At 54.6% G+C, this 16,141-nt stretch carries 13 protein-coding genes and 5 tRNA genes; 15 read left to right on the forward strand and 3 right to left on the reverse strand.

Annotated elements, in window-relative coordinates; all coding sequences use genetic code 11:
- The first annotated feature begins 39 nt into the window (after window positions 1-39).
- Window positions 40-2,409, forward strand: a complete 2,370-nt coding sequence (locus DD606_RS15400) for a molybdopterin guanine dinucleotide-containing S/N-oxide reductase (RefSeq protein WP_129258835.1) — start codon at window positions 40-42, stop codon at window positions 2,407-2,409.
- On the opposite strand, the gene DD606_RS15405 is transcribed toward DD606_RS15400, so the two are convergent.
- Together DD606_RS15405 and tag are read right to left on the reverse strand one after the other, a co-directional pair.
- The gene (locus DD606_RS15405) at window positions 2,378-2,818 is read right to left on the reverse strand and encodes an N-acetyltransferase (protein WP_022650192.1); all 441 of its coding nucleotides are present in this window, start codon (window positions 2,816-2,818) and stop codon (window positions 2,378-2,380) included. The two genes, DD606_RS15400 and DD606_RS15405, sit on opposite strands and share 32 nt — an antisense overlap.
- Entirely contained in the window at window positions 2,796-3,377 is a 582-nt protein-coding gene (gene tag, locus DD606_RS15410; RefSeq protein ID WP_022650193.1) for a DNA-3-methyladenine glycosylase I, read from the reverse strand. Before tag ends, DD606_RS15405 begins: the two co-directional genes overlap by 23 nt.
- A 160-nt stretch (window positions 3,378-3,537) precedes the next feature.
- Between tag and DD606_RS15415 the strand changes: the two genes are divergently transcribed.
- The 9 genes from DD606_RS15415 to dppF all read left to right on the forward strand — a co-directional run bounded on the left by DD606_RS15415 (window position 3,538) and on the right by dppF (window position 13,949).
- Window positions 3,538-4,080 carry a lipase gene (locus DD606_RS15415; protein WP_022650194.1) on the forward strand — a complete coding sequence of 181 codons (543 nt, stop codon included), beginning with the start codon at window positions 3,538-3,540 and terminating at the stop codon, window positions 4,078-4,080.
- Between the two features lie 238 nt (window positions 4,081-4,318).
- A complete protein-coding gene (locus DD606_RS15420) occupies window positions 4,319-5,521 on the forward strand; it encodes an MFS transporter (protein WP_022650195.1) in 1,203 nt (400 codons plus the stop codon).
- 239 nt (window positions 5,522-5,760) lie between these two features.
- Window positions 5,761-7,455: a kdo(2)-lipid A phosphoethanolamine 7''-transferase gene (eptB, locus tag DD606_RS15425; protein WP_023323998.1), complete on the forward strand. Its 1,695-nt coding sequence runs from the start codon at window positions 5,761-5,763 to the stop codon at window positions 7,453-7,455.
- A 91-nt stretch (window positions 7,456-7,546) separates the two neighbouring features.
- Window positions 7,547-7,623, forward strand: a tRNA-Pro gene (locus DD606_RS15430).
- Window positions 7,624-8,244: 621 nt separating this feature from the next.
- Window positions 8,245-9,852 carry a dipeptide ABC transporter periplasmic-binding protein DppA gene (gene dppA, locus DD606_RS15435; RefSeq protein WP_003860756.1) on the forward strand — a complete coding sequence of 536 codons (1,608 nt, stop codon included), beginning with the start codon at window positions 8,245-8,247 and terminating at the stop codon, window positions 9,850-9,852.
- Between the two features lie 161 nt (window positions 9,853-10,013).
- Window positions 10,014-11,033, forward strand: a complete 1,020-nt coding sequence (gene dppB, locus DD606_RS15440) for a dipeptide ABC transporter permease DppB (RefSeq protein ID WP_006810536.1) — start codon at window positions 10,014-10,016, stop codon at window positions 11,031-11,033.
- A 9-nt stretch (window positions 11,034-11,042) separates the two neighbouring features.
- The gene (dppC, locus tag DD606_RS15445; protein WP_003862349.1) at window positions 11,043-11,945 is read left to right on the forward strand and encodes a dipeptide ABC transporter permease DppC; all 903 of its coding nucleotides are present in this window, start codon (window positions 11,043-11,045) and stop codon (window positions 11,943-11,945) included.
- Between the two features lie 10 nt (window positions 11,946-11,955).
- Window positions 11,956-12,939 (forward strand): dipeptide ABC transporter ATP-binding protein, encoded by a 984-nt coding sequence (gene dppD, locus DD606_RS15450; protein WP_022650197.1) that lies wholly within the window; start codon window positions 11,956-11,958, stop codon window positions 12,937-12,939.
- Complete coding sequence (dppF, locus tag DD606_RS15455; RefSeq protein ID WP_023315202.1) at window positions 12,936-13,949, forward strand: dipeptide ABC transporter ATP-binding subunit DppF; 1,014 nt, start codon at window positions 12,936-12,938, stop codon at window positions 13,947-13,949. Before dppD ends, dppF begins: the two co-directional genes overlap by 4 nt.
- Window positions 13,950-13,991: 42 nt before the next feature.
- Here dppF and coaA read toward each other — a convergent pair whose 3' ends face one another.
- The gene (gene coaA / locus DD606_RS15460) at window positions 13,992-14,942 is read right to left on the reverse strand and encodes a type I pantothenate kinase (RefSeq protein ID WP_015569977.1); all 951 of its coding nucleotides are present in this window, start codon (window positions 14,940-14,942) and stop codon (window positions 13,992-13,994) included.
- Between the two features lie 317 nt (window positions 14,943-15,259).
- Here coaA and DD606_RS15465 point away from each other — a divergent pair.
- The 5 genes from DD606_RS15465 to DD606_RS15485 all read left to right on the forward strand — a co-directional run.
- Window positions 15,260-15,335: transfer RNA gene (locus DD606_RS15465), tRNA-Thr, on the forward strand.
- 8 nt (window positions 15,336-15,343) lie between these two features.
- Window positions 15,344-15,428 (forward strand) — tRNA-Tyr (locus DD606_RS15470).
- 116 nt (window positions 15,429-15,544) lie between these two features.
- Window positions 15,545-15,619: transfer RNA gene (locus tag DD606_RS15475), tRNA-Gly, on the forward strand.
- A gap of 6 nt (window positions 15,620-15,625) precedes the next feature.
- A tRNA-Thr gene (locus DD606_RS15480) sits at window positions 15,626-15,701 on the forward strand.
- 118 nt (window positions 15,702-15,819) lie between these two features.
- Window positions 15,820-16,141, forward strand: a 322-nt coding sequence (locus DD606_RS15485) for a GTP-binding protein (protein WP_000031694.1), incomplete at its 3' end; no start/stop codon positions are given.

The raw sequence follows: 16,141 nt of genomic DNA on the forward strand, positions 1-16,141 counted from the left end.
TATAACTCTGAAATTTGTCACAAACGATAAATTGCCTCAATGAAAGGCCGAAACACCTGCACGCAACCAGGAGCGCACGCTTTGAGCACCTCAACAAAAACCATTCTGACCGCCGCCCACTGGGGGCCGATGCTGGTCGAAACCGATGGCGACACTGTGCTGTCGTCTCGCGGGGCTTTGCCTTCGCGCCATCTCAACTCTTTACAGACCGTCGTTCGCGATCAGGTACACAGCAAGACCCGCGTCCGCTGGCCGATGGTGCGTAAAGGCTTTCTGGCGTCACCGGATAAACCGCAGGGTATTCGCGGGCAGGATGAGTTCGTGCGCGTGAGCTGGGACGATGCGCTGGCGCTGATCCATACGCAGCATAAACGCATCCGCGACAGCTATGGCCCGTCGTCCATTTTTGCCGGCTCCTATGGCTGGCGCTCAAACGGCGTGCTGCATAAGGCTGCAACCCTGCTGCAACGCTATATGAGCCTGGCCGGAGGATATACCGGCCATCTGGGTGATTACTCGACCGGCGCGGCGCAGGCGATCATGCCGTATGTCGTGGGCGGGAATGAGGTTTATCAACAGCAGACCAGCTGGCCGCTGGTGCTGGAGCATACAGAGGTGGTGGTGCTGTGGAGCGCCAACCCGCTCAATACCCTGAAAATTGCCTGGAATGCGTCCGACGAGCAGGGCGTTTCCTACTTCGATGCGCTGCGCAAAAGCGGCAAGCGCATCATCTGTATCGATCCGATGCGCTCTGAAACCCTGGATTTCTTCGGCAACAGCGCGGAATGGATCGCGCCGCATATGGGCACCGACGTGGCGATGATGCTGGGCATCGCCCACACCCTGGTGGAGAACGGCTGGCACGACACGGAATTTCTGGCGCGTTGTACCACGGGGTTCGATAAATTTGCCGACTATCTGACGGGACAAAGCGACGGTATTGCCAAAACCGCAGAGTGGGCCGCGGCGATTTGCGGCGTTAATGCCGTTAAAATCCGCGAACTGGCGGCGTTATTCCATAGCCATGTCACGATGCTCATGTCCGGCTGGGGGATGCAGCGCCAGCAGTTTGGCGAGCAGAAGCACTGGATGCTGGTGACGCTCGCCGCGATGCTTGGGCAGATTGGCACACCCGGCGGCGGTTTTGGTCTTTCCTATCACTTTGCCAACGGCGGCAACCCTACGCGTAAAGCCGCGGTGCTGGCGTCCATGCAGGGCTCGGTGCAGGGTGGCGTGGACGCTGTGGAAAAAATTCCGGTGGCACGCATTGTTGAAGCCCTGGAGAACCCCGGCGGGTTTTATCAGCACAACGGTCAGGATCGCCATTTCCCGGATATTAAGTTTATCTGGTGGGCGGGTGGGGCCAACTTCACCCATCACCAGGATACCAACCGCCTGATCCGCGCCTGGCAGAAACCGGAGCTGGTGGTGATCTCGGAGTGCTTCTGGACTGCGTCAGCGAAACATGCCGATATCGTTTTGCCTGCCACGACCTCGTTCGAGCGTAACGATCTCACCATGACGGGGGATTACAGCAACCAGCATATGGTGCCGATGAAGCGCGTCGTGGCTCCCCGGGATGAAGCGCGGGATGATTTCGACGTCTTTGCCGACCTGAGTGAAATGCGGGAAGCGGGCGGGCGGGAGCGTTTCACCGAGGGCAAAACGGATCTGCAATGGTTGGAAACATTTTACCAGATTGCCAGCCAGCGCGGGGCTGCGCAGGGCGTGTCCCTGCCGCCATTTGCTGAGTTCTGGGAGGCGAATCAACTCTTCGAAATGCCGGAAAGCGAGCAGAACGCGCGGTTTGTGCGCTTTGCTGACTTCCGTCGCGATCCGGAGAATCACCCGTTAAAAACCGAAAGCGGGAAGATTGTGATCTACAGCGAACGCATCGCCAGCTTTGGCTACGCGGACTGTCCGCCGCATCCGGCGTGGCTGGAGCCGGACGAATGGCATGGCAATGCGCAGCCGGGGCAGCTTCAGCTGCTGTCTGCCCATCCTGCCCATCGTCTGCACAGCCAGCTCAACTATTCGGCTCTGCGCGAGCAGTATGCGGTGGCGGGTCGTGAGCCGATCGCGCTGAACAGCGATGACGCAAAGGCGCGGGGGATTAACGACGGCGATCTCGTTCGGGTCTGGAACGCGCGCGGGCAGGTGCTGGCAGGCGCCGTGGTGAGTGACGGGATCCGCCCTGGCGTTTTCTGCATTCATCAGGGCGCATGGCCGGATCTGGCGCTGGACGAGGGCGGTATTTGTAAGAACGGCGCCGTAAACGTGCTGACCAAAGATCTCCCCAGCTCGAAGCTGGGGAATGGCTGCGCGGGGAATACGGCGCTGGCATGGGTGGAGAAATATGAGGGGCCGGCGCTTACCCTTACGGCGTTTGATCCGCCTGCCAGCTCATGATCCACGTCGGGTGTTGGGTATCATCCTGCCAGGCGCTGTCTTCGATGCGAAAACCCTGAGCATGATAGAAATTCACCGCCCGCACGTTTTTCTGGTACACCTCCAGGGTTAAATACGGGTAGTGCTGCTGAACGTGGTTCAGCAGCGCACGCCCAATCCCCTTTCCGATGAACGCCGGGGCGACAAACAGCGCCCCCACGAACTGGAACTGCATGACGCTGATAAAACCGCACAGGGTACCGTTTTCTTCCCAGACCCAGGTCTCGGCGGCGGGAAGGTATTCATCCCGCACTACCGCTTCATTCGCTTGCCAGTAACTTGCGTCGATAAACGGATGCGCCTCGGTGGTGCTCTCCAGCCACAGACTCAAAAGCGGCGCGGTGTTCTCACTTTGCCATTTGCGGATCATGGTGGCCCTCCGGATGGCAGAAGCAGCCCGTAATGTGGTCATTGACCAGCCCGCAGGCCTGCATAAAGGAGTAACAGATGGTGGTGCCCACAAACTTAAAGCCGCGTTTTTTCAGCGCTTTCGACAGGGCATCTGAGGCGGGGGTCGACGTTGGGATCTCTGCAAGCGTGGCGGCCTGCGTCACCTTCGGCTCGTTATCCACAAACGACCAGACAAATGCTGAAAAGGGTTCGCCATTTTGCTCCATCGCCAGATAAGCACGCGCGTTACCAATAATGGCCTGAATTTTACCGCGATGGCGGATGATACCGGTATCCAGAACCAGCTTTTGTACGTCGTCGTCGGTCATGGCGGCAACCGCAGCCGGATCGAACTGGTGGAAGGCTTTGCGATAGTTCTCACGCTTTTTCAGAACGGTGATCCACGACAGCCCGGCCTGCTGGCCTTCAAGGCAAATCATTTCAAATAGTTTTTTACCGTCGGTTTCCGGTACGCCCCATTCCTTGTCGTGATAATCGATATAAAGCTGATCCTGGCTTACCCAGCCGCAACGTTGCATAGGTCATCTCCCTTCCTGATACGGTAAACGCAAAAATTTCAATCTGCCCGGCTTGACGTGTCTGCTAAAGAGACAATAGTTAATACAGGGCTATACGCCCTAATACCTCTTCGAACAATGACATATATCGCCGAACTCGGCTCTTTCTGGAGTCGCTTTGATGATGATAAAAAAAATCAGTGGTCGCCATGCTGCTTCTGGCCTGGTGGGTGTTTCAGTCTGCCTGCTTTTTTGTCACACCGCTTTTGCGTGGCAACAGGAATATATCGTTTCAGATGCACAAAGTAATACGACGGAACGTTATACATGGGACGCCGATCACCAACCTCGTTATGAAGATATTCTCGCGGAGCGTATTAACCGCACGCAGAATGCTACGGGGTTTACCCTGAACGATCCCTCCGGTTCGGATGCGGAAACCGTTCTGAGCGTTGGCTGGAATTTTCCCGTGGCGGGACATTTCACCACCGGGCCCGTCATGGCGTGGCGCACTGATGGCGCCCCCCCTGTAACGGTGAATGCGTTTGAGGATACAACCACCACGCAGTCGCTTACCGATCCCCTCTGGCATGCCAGCGTGAACTCATTGGGTTGGCGTGTTGATACGCAGTATGGTGATTTACACCCCTGGGCGAAGATCAGCTATAACCAGCAAACTGAAGAAGAATATTTATATACGCTGGGATTGAGCGCCAAATTTTAAGGGTTGTTATTTTTTTAAACGATACGATAACATATTTAATACAATTATGACGGGGTCTGGAGCGATAGTGCCCACTAACAGAACAGCGCTTCATTCCCCGGCAAGGTCATTCATTCCAGATCCCAGGCATTTCATTCCTTCTCTCCTGCATTTCATTCCGTTTTTCCCCAACGCTATAAAGGTTTTGTTTATCGTTGTCCTCAGCGAATTTCCATAATTTATCTTGCAGGACACTGCCATGAACACATCAACTTATAACCGCACGCGTTGGCTGACGCTATTCGGCACCATCGTTACCCAGTTCGCACTGGGATCGGTCTATACCTGGAGCCTGTTTAACAGCGCCCTGTCCGATAAGCTCGGCGCGCCGATAAGCCAGGTGGCATTCTCCTTCGGCTTGCTGAGTCTTGGGTTAGCAATTTCCTCTTCCGTGGCGGGCAAACTTCAGGAACGTTTCGGCGTGAAGCGTGTAACCATGGCATCCGGGATCTTGCTGGGCTTGGGATTCTTCCTGACGGCATATTCTAACAACCTGATGATGCTGTGGCTGAGCGCCGGGGTGCTGGTGGGGCTGGCGGACGGCGCAGGTTATCTGCTGACGCTGTCTAACTGCGTGAAGTGGTTCCCGGAGCGTAAAGGGCTTATCTCCGCATTTGCCATTGGTTCATATGGCCTGGGCAGCCTCGGCTTCAAATTCATCGATGCGCATCTGCTGGCCTCGGTTGGGCTTGAGAAAACCTTTATGATCTGGGGCGTGATTGTGCTGGTAATGATCCTCTTCGGCGCCACGCTGATGAAAGATGCGCCGCAGCAGGAAGTGAAAACCGTTAACGGCGTGGTGGAGAACGATTTCACCCTCGCTCAGTCCATGCGTAAGCCGCAGTACTGGATGCTGGCGGTGATGTTCCTGACGGCCTGCATGAGCGGTCTGTATGTCATCGGTGTGGCGAAAGATATCGCGCAGGGAATGGTAAAACTGGACGCGGCGACGGCGGCGAACGCCGTAACGGTCATCTCCATCGCTAACCTCTCGGGTCGTCTGGTACTGGGTATCTTGTCTGACAAAATCGCCCGGATCCGCGTGATTACGCTGGGGCAGGTGATCTCCCTGGTGGGTATGGCAGCACTGCTGTTCGCTCCGCTGAACGAGGCGACATTCTTTGCGGCGATAGCCTGCGTAGCCTTTAACTTTGGCGGCACTATTACCGTCTTCCCGTCGCTGGTGAGCGAGTTCTTCGGCCTGAACAACCTGGCGAAAAACTACGGCGTGATTTATCTCGGCTTCGGTATCGGCAGTATTTGCGGTTCACTGATTGCCTCGCTGTTTGGTGGCTTCTACGTGACATTCTGCGTGATATTTGCCTTGCTGATTATTTCGCTGGCGCTGTCCACCACGATTCGTCAGCCGCAGCGCGAGGTATATAAAGAAGCGCATGCATGATTCGATAAAAAGGGGCCGCAGGGCCTCTTTTATTTATTTCTAAATCGCTTCCGGACTTGCTATTTTGTAAAAATCTTCATCGATTCACATTCTCTGCTGCCACTTTTCTTTCCTGCTGTGGTCTACTTATCGCGCTTGTAGACGTTTCTGATAACGGTTTCTCTCGCATCTACTTACTCTGTCAGCTTTCTCACTGAGATTCGGCGGGTCTTTATACCCCTTCCCCCAGGGTTGTTTGCATGAAATATATTAGGTCTCTTACCCAGCAAAGATTGTGTCTGATGCTGGCTGTCTATATCGGTTTGTTTCTGAATGGCGCGGTGCTGTTCAGACGAGTGGAAGGTTATTTCGAACACCTCACTGTAAGAAATGGAATTTTTGCCGCGATTGAAGTGTTTGGCTCAATTCTGGCGACCTTCTTCCTGCTACGTCTGCTCTCGCTTTTTGGCAGACGTACATGGCAGGTTCTGGCCTCGCTGGTGGTGATTATCTCCGCCGCCGCAAGCTATTACATGACATTCATGAATGTGGTCATTGGCTACGGTATTGTGGCCTCGGTGATGACCACGGACATCGACCTCTCGAAAGAGGTGGTGGGTCAAGGGTTCATCCTGTGGACGATTCTGACCTGCCTGATCCCGCTCTTCTTTATCTGGAGTAACACCTGCCGCTACACCCTGTTACGCCAGCTGCGTACCCGGGGACAGCGCATCCGCAACGTCGCCGTCGTTCTTCTGGCGGGTCTGCTGGTGTGGGCGCCTATTCGCCTGATGGAAAAACAGCAAAAAAGGATCGAAAAAGCGACAGGCGTGGATATGCCAAGCTACGGCGGCGTGGTGGCTAACTCGTATCTGCCGTCTAACTGGCTGTCGGCGTTAGGTCTTTATGCCTGGGCTCAGGCGGACGAATCCAGCGATGTGAAATCGCTGATTAACCCAACCAAAAAGTTCACCTACCAGGCTCCGGCTGACGGGCTGGATGATACTTACGTGGTCTTCGTTATCGGCGAAACGACGCGCTGGGATCATATGGGTATCCTCGGTTATGACCGCGATACCACCCCGAAACTGGCGCAGGAAAAGAATCTTGTAGCTTACCGCGGCTACTCCTGCGATACCGCCACGAAGCTCTCGTTGCGCTGTATGTTTGTTCGTGAGGGCGGTGCGAGTGATAATCCTCAGCGCACTCTCAAAGAGCAAAACGTTTTTGCTGTTCTGAAGCAGCTTGGATTTAGCTCCGATCTGTTCGCCATGCAAAGTGAGATGTGGTTCTACACCAACACCATGGCGGATAACATCGCCTACCGCGAGCAGATTGGCGCCGAGCCGCGTAACCGCGGAAAGAACGTTGATGACATGCTGCTGCTCTCTGAGATGGAACAGTCACTGAAAAACCATCCGCAGGGTAAGCATCTTATTGTTCTGCATACCAAAGGGTCACACTACAGCTACTATCAGCGTTACACGCGCGATTTCGCCAAATGGACGCCTGAGTGCGTCGGCATTAACAAGAACTGTAGCAAGCAGGAGCTGATCAATGCCTATGATAACTCGATTCTGTATGTGGATACCTTCCTCAGTCGGGTGATCGACCAGCTTCGCGATAAGAAAGCGATTGTGATCTACGCGGCCGACCACGGCGAGTCCATCAACGAGAAAGAGCATTTACACGGTACGCCGCGTAAGCTGGCTCCGCCTGAGCAGTTCCGCGTGCCGATGATCATGTGGATGTCGGATAAGTACCTGGAAAATCCGGACAAAGCCAAAATGTTTGCCCATCTGAAACAGCAGGCAGAGATCAAGGTACCGCGCCGTCACGTTGAGCTTTACGACACCATTATGGGCTGTCTCGGCTATACCTCACCGAACGGTGGGATTAACGAAAACAACAACTGGTGTAAACTCCCTGATAACACCACAAAAGCCGCGCAGTAGCTGGTCTGGCGAGAATATCGCCAGTTGAATGGCTTTTTGAAAATAAGGGATTGACGGGGGCGCACCTCAGCAGTAAGATGCGCTCCGCATTCGGCGAGTAGCGCAGCTTGGTAGCGCAACTGGTTTGGGACCAGTGGGTCGGAGGTTCGAATCCTCTCTCGCCGACCACATTCTAAAAAGGGCTAACCGCAAGGTTAGCCCTTTTTGCATTAACGCGTTACCCCGCACGAGTCCTCAAAATACCCCTTAGCCCTGCTTCCCCCTGCCTGCTTGCGGTTTTGTGACATAATCCATTGTATTTTTTTATATATAGTTTGATCTTTTTTCGCGTTGCTTATGGATAACCTCAGCATTTTTCGCTGTGCGTTTTAACGTTCGCGGTATTTAGTGCTCAGATAATCACCATCCCGTAAGAAAATTTACCCATTCTGAATAAAACTTAATCACTGAGTGTTGCGAAATATGAAGATAATTGTGCTGCATCATGGCGAGTAGCATAAATTTCTCTGCTGAAAACTCACGGTCAGGGTTTTTTTAATCTTTGTTTGCGGTTTCTCACACTCCACGTAAATCCCCGCCACCTGTATTGACGTTTTCACATTCTGTTGACAGATTGTAGGGCACGAGGGGCATTTCAGGGAGGATCTGCGCTGCAACTCAAACGCTCTTCTGAAAGGATTCTCTATCCCTTTTAACGCCTTCGGGCATCACCGACCGGACCGGGTAAAAAATAAATAAAGGTCAGGCGGCGTAACACAACAAAGCAAAACATCACATTGGAGCACAATAATGAGTATTTCCTTGAAGAAGTCAGGGATGCTGAAGCTTGGTCTGAGCCTGGTGGCCATGACCGTTGCAGCAAGCGTACAGGCAAAAACCCTGGTTTACTGTTCTGAAGGCTCTCCGGAAGGCTTTAACCCACAGCTCTTTACCTCTGGTACGACTTACGACGCAAGTTCTGTACCGATCTATAACCGTCTGGTTGAATTTAAAACCGGCACCACGGAAGTGATTCCTGGCCTGGCTGAAAAGTGGGATATCAGCGAAGACGGTAAAACCTATACCTTCCACCTGCGTCAGGGCGTGAAGTGGCAGGACAGCAAAGAATTTAAACCTACGCGCGACTTTAACGCCGACGACGTTGTGTTCTCCTTCGACCGTCAGAAAAATGCCCAGAACCCGTACCATAAAGTGTCTGGCGGCAGCTATGAATACTTCGAAGGGATGGGTCTGCCAGACCTGATCGCTGAAGTGAAAAAAGTGGACGATAAAACCGTCCAGTTTGTGCTGACGCGTCCGGAAGCGCCATTCCTGGCTGACCTGGCGATGGACTTCGCCTCTATTCTCTCTAAAGAGTATGCGGACAACATGCTGAAAGCCGGCACTCCGGAAAAAGTGGACCTGAACCCAATCGGTACCGGCCCGTTCCAGCTGCTTCAGTACCAGAAAGATTCCCGTATTCTGTATAAAGCCTTCCCGGGCTACTGGGGCACCAAGCCGCAGATCGACCGTCTGGTCTTCTCCATCACGCCTGACGCATCCGTGCGTTACGCAAAATTGCAGAAAAACGAATGTCAGGTGATGCCGTATCCAAACCCGGCTGACATCGCGCGCATGAAGCAGGACAAAAATATCAACCTGCTGGAGCAGGCGGGCCTGAACGTGGGTTATCTCTCCTTCAACACCGAGAAGAAACCGTTCGATGACGTGAAAGTGCGTCAGGCGCTGACCTACGCGGTGAACAAAGAAGCGATCATCAAAGCCGTTTACCAGGGCGCAGGCGTTGCGGCCAAGAACCTGATCCCACCAACCATGTGGGGCTATAACGACGACATTAAGGACTACACCTACGATCCTGAGAAAGCGAAAGCGCTGCTGAAAGAAGCGGGCCAGGACAAAGGCTTTACCGTTGAGCTGTGGGCGATGCCGGTACAGCGTCCTTACAACCCGAACGCACGCCGTATGGCGGAAATGGTTCAGGCTGACTGGGCGAAGATTGGCGTACAGGCCAAGATTGTGACCTACGAGTGGGGCGAGTACCTGAAGCGCGCCAAAGCGGGTGAACACCAGGCGGTCATGATGGGCTGGACCGGTGACAACGGGGATCCGGACAACTTCTTCGCGACCCTGTTCAGCTGTGCGGCAGCGAAAGACGGTTCTAACTATTCTCGCTGGTGCTACAAGCCGTTTGAAGATCTGATCCAGCCGGCGCGTGCGACCGACGATCACAACAAACGTATCGAACTGTATAAGCAAGCGCAGGTTGTCATGCACGATCAGGCTCCGGCGCTGATTGTTGCTCACTCCACCGTGTACGAGCCAGTGCGTAAAGAAGTGAAGGGCTACGTGGTCGATCCACTGGGCAAACACCACTTCGAAAACGTGTCTGTTGAATAATAAGTAGGGTGTTCTCCCTCTCCCTCCTGGAGAGGGCAGGGGTGAGGGGCGTGCATGCACCCCCTCACCCTAACCCTCTCCTACAGGGAGAGGGAATTTACATTTGTGAGCAATACAGACGTCACGCCACTGAGTGTGCGTCATCAGAGAGAATCCGGGTTATGTTGCAGTTCATCCTCCGACGTCTGGGACTGGTTATCCCGACGTTTATCGGTATCACCCTTCTCACTTTTGCCTTCGTCCATATGATCCCGGGTGATCCGGTGATGATTATGGCGGGCGAGCGTGGTATCTCCCCTGAACGTCATGCGCAACTGCTGGCTGAACTCGGCCTTGATAAGCCGATGTGGCAGCAGTATCTCCACTATATCTGGGGCGTGTTGCACGGCGATTTAGGGATTTCACTGAAAAGCCGTCTTCCGGTGTGGGACGAGTTCGTACCTCGCTTTAAAGCGACGCTGGAACTCGGTATCTGCGCCATGATCTTCGCGACCGCGGTAGGGATCCCCGTTGGCGTACTGGCTGCCGTTAAACGTGGCTCTATTTTTGACCACACCGCTGTTGGCCTGGCACTGACCGGCTACTCCATGCCTATCTTCTGGTGGGGCATGATGCTGATCATGCTGGTCTCGGTGCAGTGGAACCTGACGCCGGTCTCCGGACGCGTCAGCGATATGGTTTTCCTTGACGACACCAATCCGTTAACCGGCTTTATGCTGATTGATACGGCGATCTGGGGCGAAGAGGGCAACTTCATTGATGCGGTTGCGCACATGATCCTGCCTGCAATGGTGCTGGGCACCATCCCTCTGGCGGTGATCGTGCGTATGACCCGTTCCTCCATGCTGGAAGTGCTGGGCGAGGATTATATTCGTACTGCCCGCGCTAAAGGCCTGACCCGTATGCGCGTCATCATCATTCATGCCCTGCGAAACGCTATGCTGCCGGTGGTAACCGTTATCGGTTTGCAGGTCGGTACGCTGCTGGCGGGGGCGATCCTGACCGAAACCATCTTCTCCTGGCCGGGTCTTGGACGCTGGCTGATTGATGCGCTGCAACGCCGTGACTATCCGGTTGTGCAGGGCGGTGTACTGCTGGTCGCGACGATGATTATTCTCGTCAACCTGCTGGTCGATTTGCTGTACGGCGTGGTGAACCCGCGTATTCGTCATAAGAAGTAAGGGGCCATCATGTCACAAGTTACTCAAAATAAAGTGGTCACCGCACCGGTGCCAATGACGCCGATGCAGGAATTCTGGCACTACTTCAAGCGCAACAAAGGCGCGGTCGTCGGGCTGGTGTATGTTTCCATCATGATCCTGATTGCGGTGTTTGCGAACGTCCTTGCGCCGTATAACCCGGCTGATCAGTTCCGCGATGCGCTGCTGGCACCTCCTGCATGGCAGGACGGCGGAAGCCTGGCGCACCTGCTGGGCACCGACGACGTGGGTCGCGATGTGCTTTCGCGCCTGATGTACGGCGCACGCCTGTCGCTGCTGGTTGGCTGCCTCGTTGTCGTACTGTCGCTGATCATGGGGATCGTACTCGGCCTGGTGGCAGGCTACTTCGGCGGCATTGTTGATAACATCATCATGCGCGTCGTCGACATTATGCTGGCATTGCCAAGCCTGCTGCTGGCGCTGGTGCTGGTGGCGATCTTCGGTCCGTCGATTGGTAACGCCGCGCTTGCGCTGACGTTTGTTGCGCTACCGCACTATGTGCGTCTGACCCGTGCGGCGGTGCTGGTGGAAGTGAACCGCGACTACGTTACCGCCTCTCGCGTGGCGGGTGCCGGTGCGATGCGTCAGATGTTTATCAATATCTTCCCAAACTGCCTTGCGCCGCTGATTGTTCAGGCGTCGCTCGGTTTCTCTAACGCCATTCTTGATATGGCCGCTCTTGGCTTCCTTGGCATGGGTGCGCAGCCGCCAACACCGGAGTGGGGCACCATGCTCTCCGACGTGTTGCAGTTCGCGCAAAGCGCCTGGTGGGTCGTCACCTTCCCGGGTCTGGCGATTCTGCTGACGGTGCTGGCATTTAACCTGATGGGTGATGGTCTGCGTGATGCACTTGATCCCAAACTGAAGCAGTAAGAGGCACGAGATGGCGTTATTAAATGTAAATAAATTATCCGTGCACTTTGGCGACGAAGGCACACCGTTTCGCGCCGTGGACCGTATCAGCTACAGCGTTAATCAGGGCGAAGTGGTCGGGATTGTAGGAGAGTCGGGCTCCGGTAAGTCAGTGAGTTCGCTGGCGATTATGGGGCTGATTGACTACCCCGGCCGCGTGATGGCGGAAAATCTGGAGTTCAACGGTCAGGATCTGAAGCGTATTTCCGAAAAACAGCGCCGCCAGCTGGTGGGCGCGGAAGTGGCGATGATCTTCCAGGACCCCATGACCAGCCTGAACCCATGCTACACCGTGGGTTTCCAGATTATGGAAGCGATTAAGGTGCATCAGGGTGGGAATAAGAAAACCCGTCGCCAGCGTGCTATCGATCTGCTGAACCAGGTGGGGATACCTGACCCAGCATCGCGTCTGGACGTTTACCCGCACCAGCTTTCAGGCGGGATGAGCCAGCGCGTGATGATCGCCATGGCGATTGCCTGTCGGCCAAAGCTGCTGATTGCGGATGAACCGACGACGGCGCTTGACGTGACCATCCAGGCACAGATCATCGAGCTGCTACTGGAGCTGCAGCAGAAAGAGAACATGGCGCTGGTGCTGATTACGCACGATCTGGCGCTGGTGGCGGAAGCGGCGCACAAAATCATCGTGATGTACGCGGGTCAGGTGGTGGAGACCGGAAGTTCGCACGATATCTTCCGCGCGCCGCGTCATCCGTATACGCAGGCGTTGCTGCGTGCGCTGCCGGAGTTTGCCCAGGACAAAGCGCGTCTGGCGTCACTGCCGGGTGTGGTTCCGGGTAAATATGACCGTCCGCAGGGCTGCCTGCTGAATCCGCGCTGCCCGTATGCGACGGATAAATGCCGCGCCGAGGAGCCAGAGCTGAATCTGCTGGCCGATGGTCGGCAGTCAAAATGCCACTACCCACTCGATGATGCCGGGAGGCCAACACTATGAGTACGCACGAGGCCACCACGCAACAGCCGCTGTTGCAGGCTATCGACCTGAAAAAACATTACCCGGTGAAGAAGGGGATTTTTGCCCCTGAGCGCCTGGTAAAAGCGCTGGACGGCGTCTCCTTCAGCCTTGAACGCGGTAAAACGCTGGCGGTCGTCGGGGAGTCGGGCTGTGGGAAATCCACGCTGGGCCGTCTGCTGACGATGATTGAAACGCCAACCGGCGGCGAGCTTTACTATCAGGGCCAGGATCTGCTCAAGCACGATCCGCAGGCACAGAAGCTGCGTCGCCAGAAAATCCAGATTGTGTTCCAGAACCCGTACGGTTCTTTAAACCCGCGTAAAAAAGTGGGACAGATTCTGGAAGAACCGCTGCTGATTAACAGCAATCTGAGCAAAGAGCAGCGTCGTGAAAAAGCGCTGGCGATGATGGCGAAGGTGGGGCTTAAAACCGAGCATTACGATCGCTACCCGCATATGTTCTCTGGTGGTCAGCGTCAGCGTATTGCCATCGCTCGTGGGCTGATGCTTGACCCGGACGTGGTGATTGCCGATGAGCCGGTCTCAGCGCTTGACGTGTCCGTTCGCGCGCAGGTGCTTAACCTGATGATGGATTTACAGCAGGATCTGGGACTGTCGTACGTCTTCATCTCCCATGACCTGTCCGTGGTCGAGCACATTGCCGATGAGGTGATGGTGATGTATTTGGGACGCTGCGTGGAGAAGGGGACGAAAGATCAGATCTTTACTAACCCGCGTCATCCGTATACCCAGGCACTGCTGTCTGCGACGCCGCGGCTGAACCCGGATGACCGCCGGGAGCGCATTAAGCTGACCGGTGAGTTGCCAAGCCCGCTTAACCCGCCGCCGGGATGTGCGTTTAACGCCCGCTGCCGTCGCCGCTTCGGTCCGTGTACGCAGTTGCAGCCACAGCTAAAGGATTATGGTGGACAGCTGGTGGCCTGCTTCGCGGTCGATCAGGATGAAAACGGCGAAAAGCCGCATGCATAAATAAAAAAACCGGCGATAAGCCGGTTTTTTTACGTCTGAGGTCTACTTCCGTAAACGAATCTGGTCGACGGCGTGTTTCTCACTCTTGGTGAGGATCAGGCTTGCGCGTTCGCGCGTCGGCAGGATGTTCTCTTTGAGGTTGACGTAGTTGATCTCATTCCACAGCCCGGTCGCCACGCTGATAGCCTCTTCTTCAGAGAGCTGGGCGTAGTTGTGGAAGTAGGAATCCGGGTCGGTGAACGCCCCTTCGCGGAACTTCAGGAAGCGGTTGATATACCAGCGTTGCAGCAAATCTTCCGGCGCATCGACATAGATTGAGAAATCGACAAAGTCAGAGACAAACACATGATGCGGATCGTGAGGGTAATCCATCCCGCTTTGCAGGACGTTTAAGCCTTCCAGAATCAGGATGTCGGGCTGCACAACCGTTTTGTCGCCATCCGGGATGCGGTCGTAGATCAGATGTGAGTAAACCGGCGCGGTAACGTGAGGTACGCCCGATTTTAGATCTGAAACAAACTTTACCAGGCGGTGCATATCATAAGAGAGCGGGAAGCCCTTCTTTTTCATCAGGCCGCGTTCTTTCAACACCTCGTTGGGATGCAGGAAGCCGTCTGTGGTGATCAGCTCCACGCTGCGGTGTTCCGGCCAGCGGCTCAGCAGCGCCTGAAGCACGCGCGCGGTGGTACTTTTACCCACTGCCACGCTGCCCGCAATACTGATGATATAAGGAATACGTTGACCGTTCGTGCCGAGGAACTGTTCCAGGACGGCCTGACGACGCAAATTGGAGCTGATATAGAAGTTAAGCAAGCGAGAGAGGGGGAGATAGATTTCTGCCACCTCTTCCAGGGAGAGATCTTCGTTTATCCCTTTTAGCCGTGCGATTTCACCTTCCGTCAGTGTCATAGGGACGGAGTCACGCAGGGCTGCCCACTGGCTACGGTTAAACTGAAGATAGGGCGTCATTAACGTTTGCTCTTTTTTGCTCATAAGCATGCTTCTGTGAACCATCACGAAACGGCGGGTGCGGGCTCATCACATAGTTAATTTTGGACAATGGGCAGGAGGTTAACACCAGATGAGAGGAATAATAAGAAAAAATATGGGAAAGCGATGCTTAACCGGGCAGGTATCACGTGGGGCTATAGCGTGCCGAAATCAGGCGTTCATGTTGAATTTTTAACCGTGAGCGGATGAATTTACAGCGGTTAGCCCTGGTTTCGAATAAAATGTGAGCGAAAGAACGTTTTATGCAATTTTTTAGTTGCATGACTGCGCAGGTCTCCATAGAATGCGCGCTACTTGATGCCGACTTAGCTCAGTAGGTAGAGCAACTGACTTGTAATCAGTAGGTCACCAGTTCGATTCCGGTAGTCGGCACCATCAAGTCCGGTGGGGTTCCCGAGCGGCCAAAGGGAGCAGACTGTAAATCTGCCGTCACAGACTTCGAAGGTTCGAATCCTTCCCCCACCACCACTTTCTGGCAGCGTCAACGCCGCCGGAGCTGGTTGGAAAAATTGACCAGCTCGAACAGAAAAGAGAGAAATCTCTTTTTTTGTTACAGAAAGAACTGGGTAGCCGAGTTTCAGGATGCGGGCATCGTATAATGGCTATTACCTCAGCCTTCCAAGCTGATGATGCGGGTTCGATTCCCGCTGCCCGCTCCAATACGTGCTGATATGGCTCAGTTGGTAGAGCGCACCCTTGGTAAGGGTGAGGTCCCCAGTTCGACTCTGGGTATCAGCACCACTTCACTTCTCCCTCCCTTTCTCTCTGTTTCAATGTAAATGTATTCAACAGTTCAGGCATTTTCGCCTGGTTGATGTGGTGATATCACCGATTTATCCGTGTCTTAGAGGGACAATCGATGTCTAAAGAAAAGTTTGAACGTACAAAACCGCACGTTAACGTCGGTACTATCGGCCACGTTGACCATGGTAAAACAACGCTGACCGCTGCAATCACTACCGTACTGGCTAAAACCTACGGCGGTGCTGCTCGTGCTTTCGACCAGATCGATAACGCACCAGAAGAAAAAGCTCGTGGTATCACCATCAACACTTCTCACGTTGAGTATGACACCCCGACTCGCCACTACGCACACGTAGACTGCCCAGGCCACGCCGACTATGTTAAAAACATGATCACCGGTGCTGCGCAGATGGACGGCGCGATCCTGGTTGTTGCTG

It is taken from the genome of Enterobacter cloacae complex sp. GF14B (assembly GCF_004136805.1).
GTDB lineage: Bacteria > Pseudomonadota > Gammaproteobacteria > Enterobacterales > Enterobacteriaceae > Enterobacter > Enterobacter hormaechei_C.

Coding starts and splice junctions, on each gene's coding strand:
- DD606_RS15400 (WP_129258835.1), top strand. CDS start 40: ATGAAAGGCCGAAACACCTGCACGCAACCAGGAGCGCACGCTTTGAGC.
- DD606_RS15405 (WP_022650192.1), bottom strand. CDS start 2,818: ATGATCCGCAAATGGCAAAGTGAGAACACCGCGCCGCTTTTGAGTCTG.
- DD606_RS15420 (WP_022650195.1), top strand. CDS start 4,319: ATGAACACATCAACTTATAACCGCACGCGTTGGCTGACGCTATTCGGC.
- dppB (WP_006810536.1), top strand. CDS start 10,014: ATGTTGCAGTTCATCCTCCGACGTCTGGGACTGGTTATCCCGACGTTT.
- eptB (WP_023323998.1), top strand. CDS start 5,761: ATGAAATATATTAGGTCTCTTACCCAGCAAAGATTGTGTCTGATGCTG.
- coaA (WP_015569977.1), bottom strand. CDS start 14,942: ATGAGCAAAAAAGAGCAAACGTTAATGACGCCCTATCTTCAGTTTAAC.
- dppC (WP_003862349.1), top strand. CDS start 11,043: ATGTCACAAGTTACTCAAAATAAAGTGGTCACCGCACCGGTGCCAATG.
- dppA (WP_003860756.1), top strand. CDS start 8,245: ATGAGTATTTCCTTGAAGAAGTCAGGGATGCTGAAGCTTGGTCTGAGC.
- tag (WP_022650193.1), bottom strand. CDS start 3,377: ATGCAACGTTGCGGCTGGGTAAGCCAGGATCAGCTTTATATCGATTAT.
- dppF (WP_023315202.1), top strand. CDS start 12,936: ATGAGTACGCACGAGGCCACCACGCAACAGCCGCTGTTGCAGGCTATC.
- DD606_RS15415 (WP_022650194.1), top strand. CDS start 3,538: ATGATGATAAAAAAAATCAGTGGTCGCCATGCTGCTTCTGGCCTGGTG.
- dppD (WP_022650197.1), top strand. CDS start 11,956: ATGGCGTTATTAAATGTAAATAAATTATCCGTGCACTTTGGCGACGAA.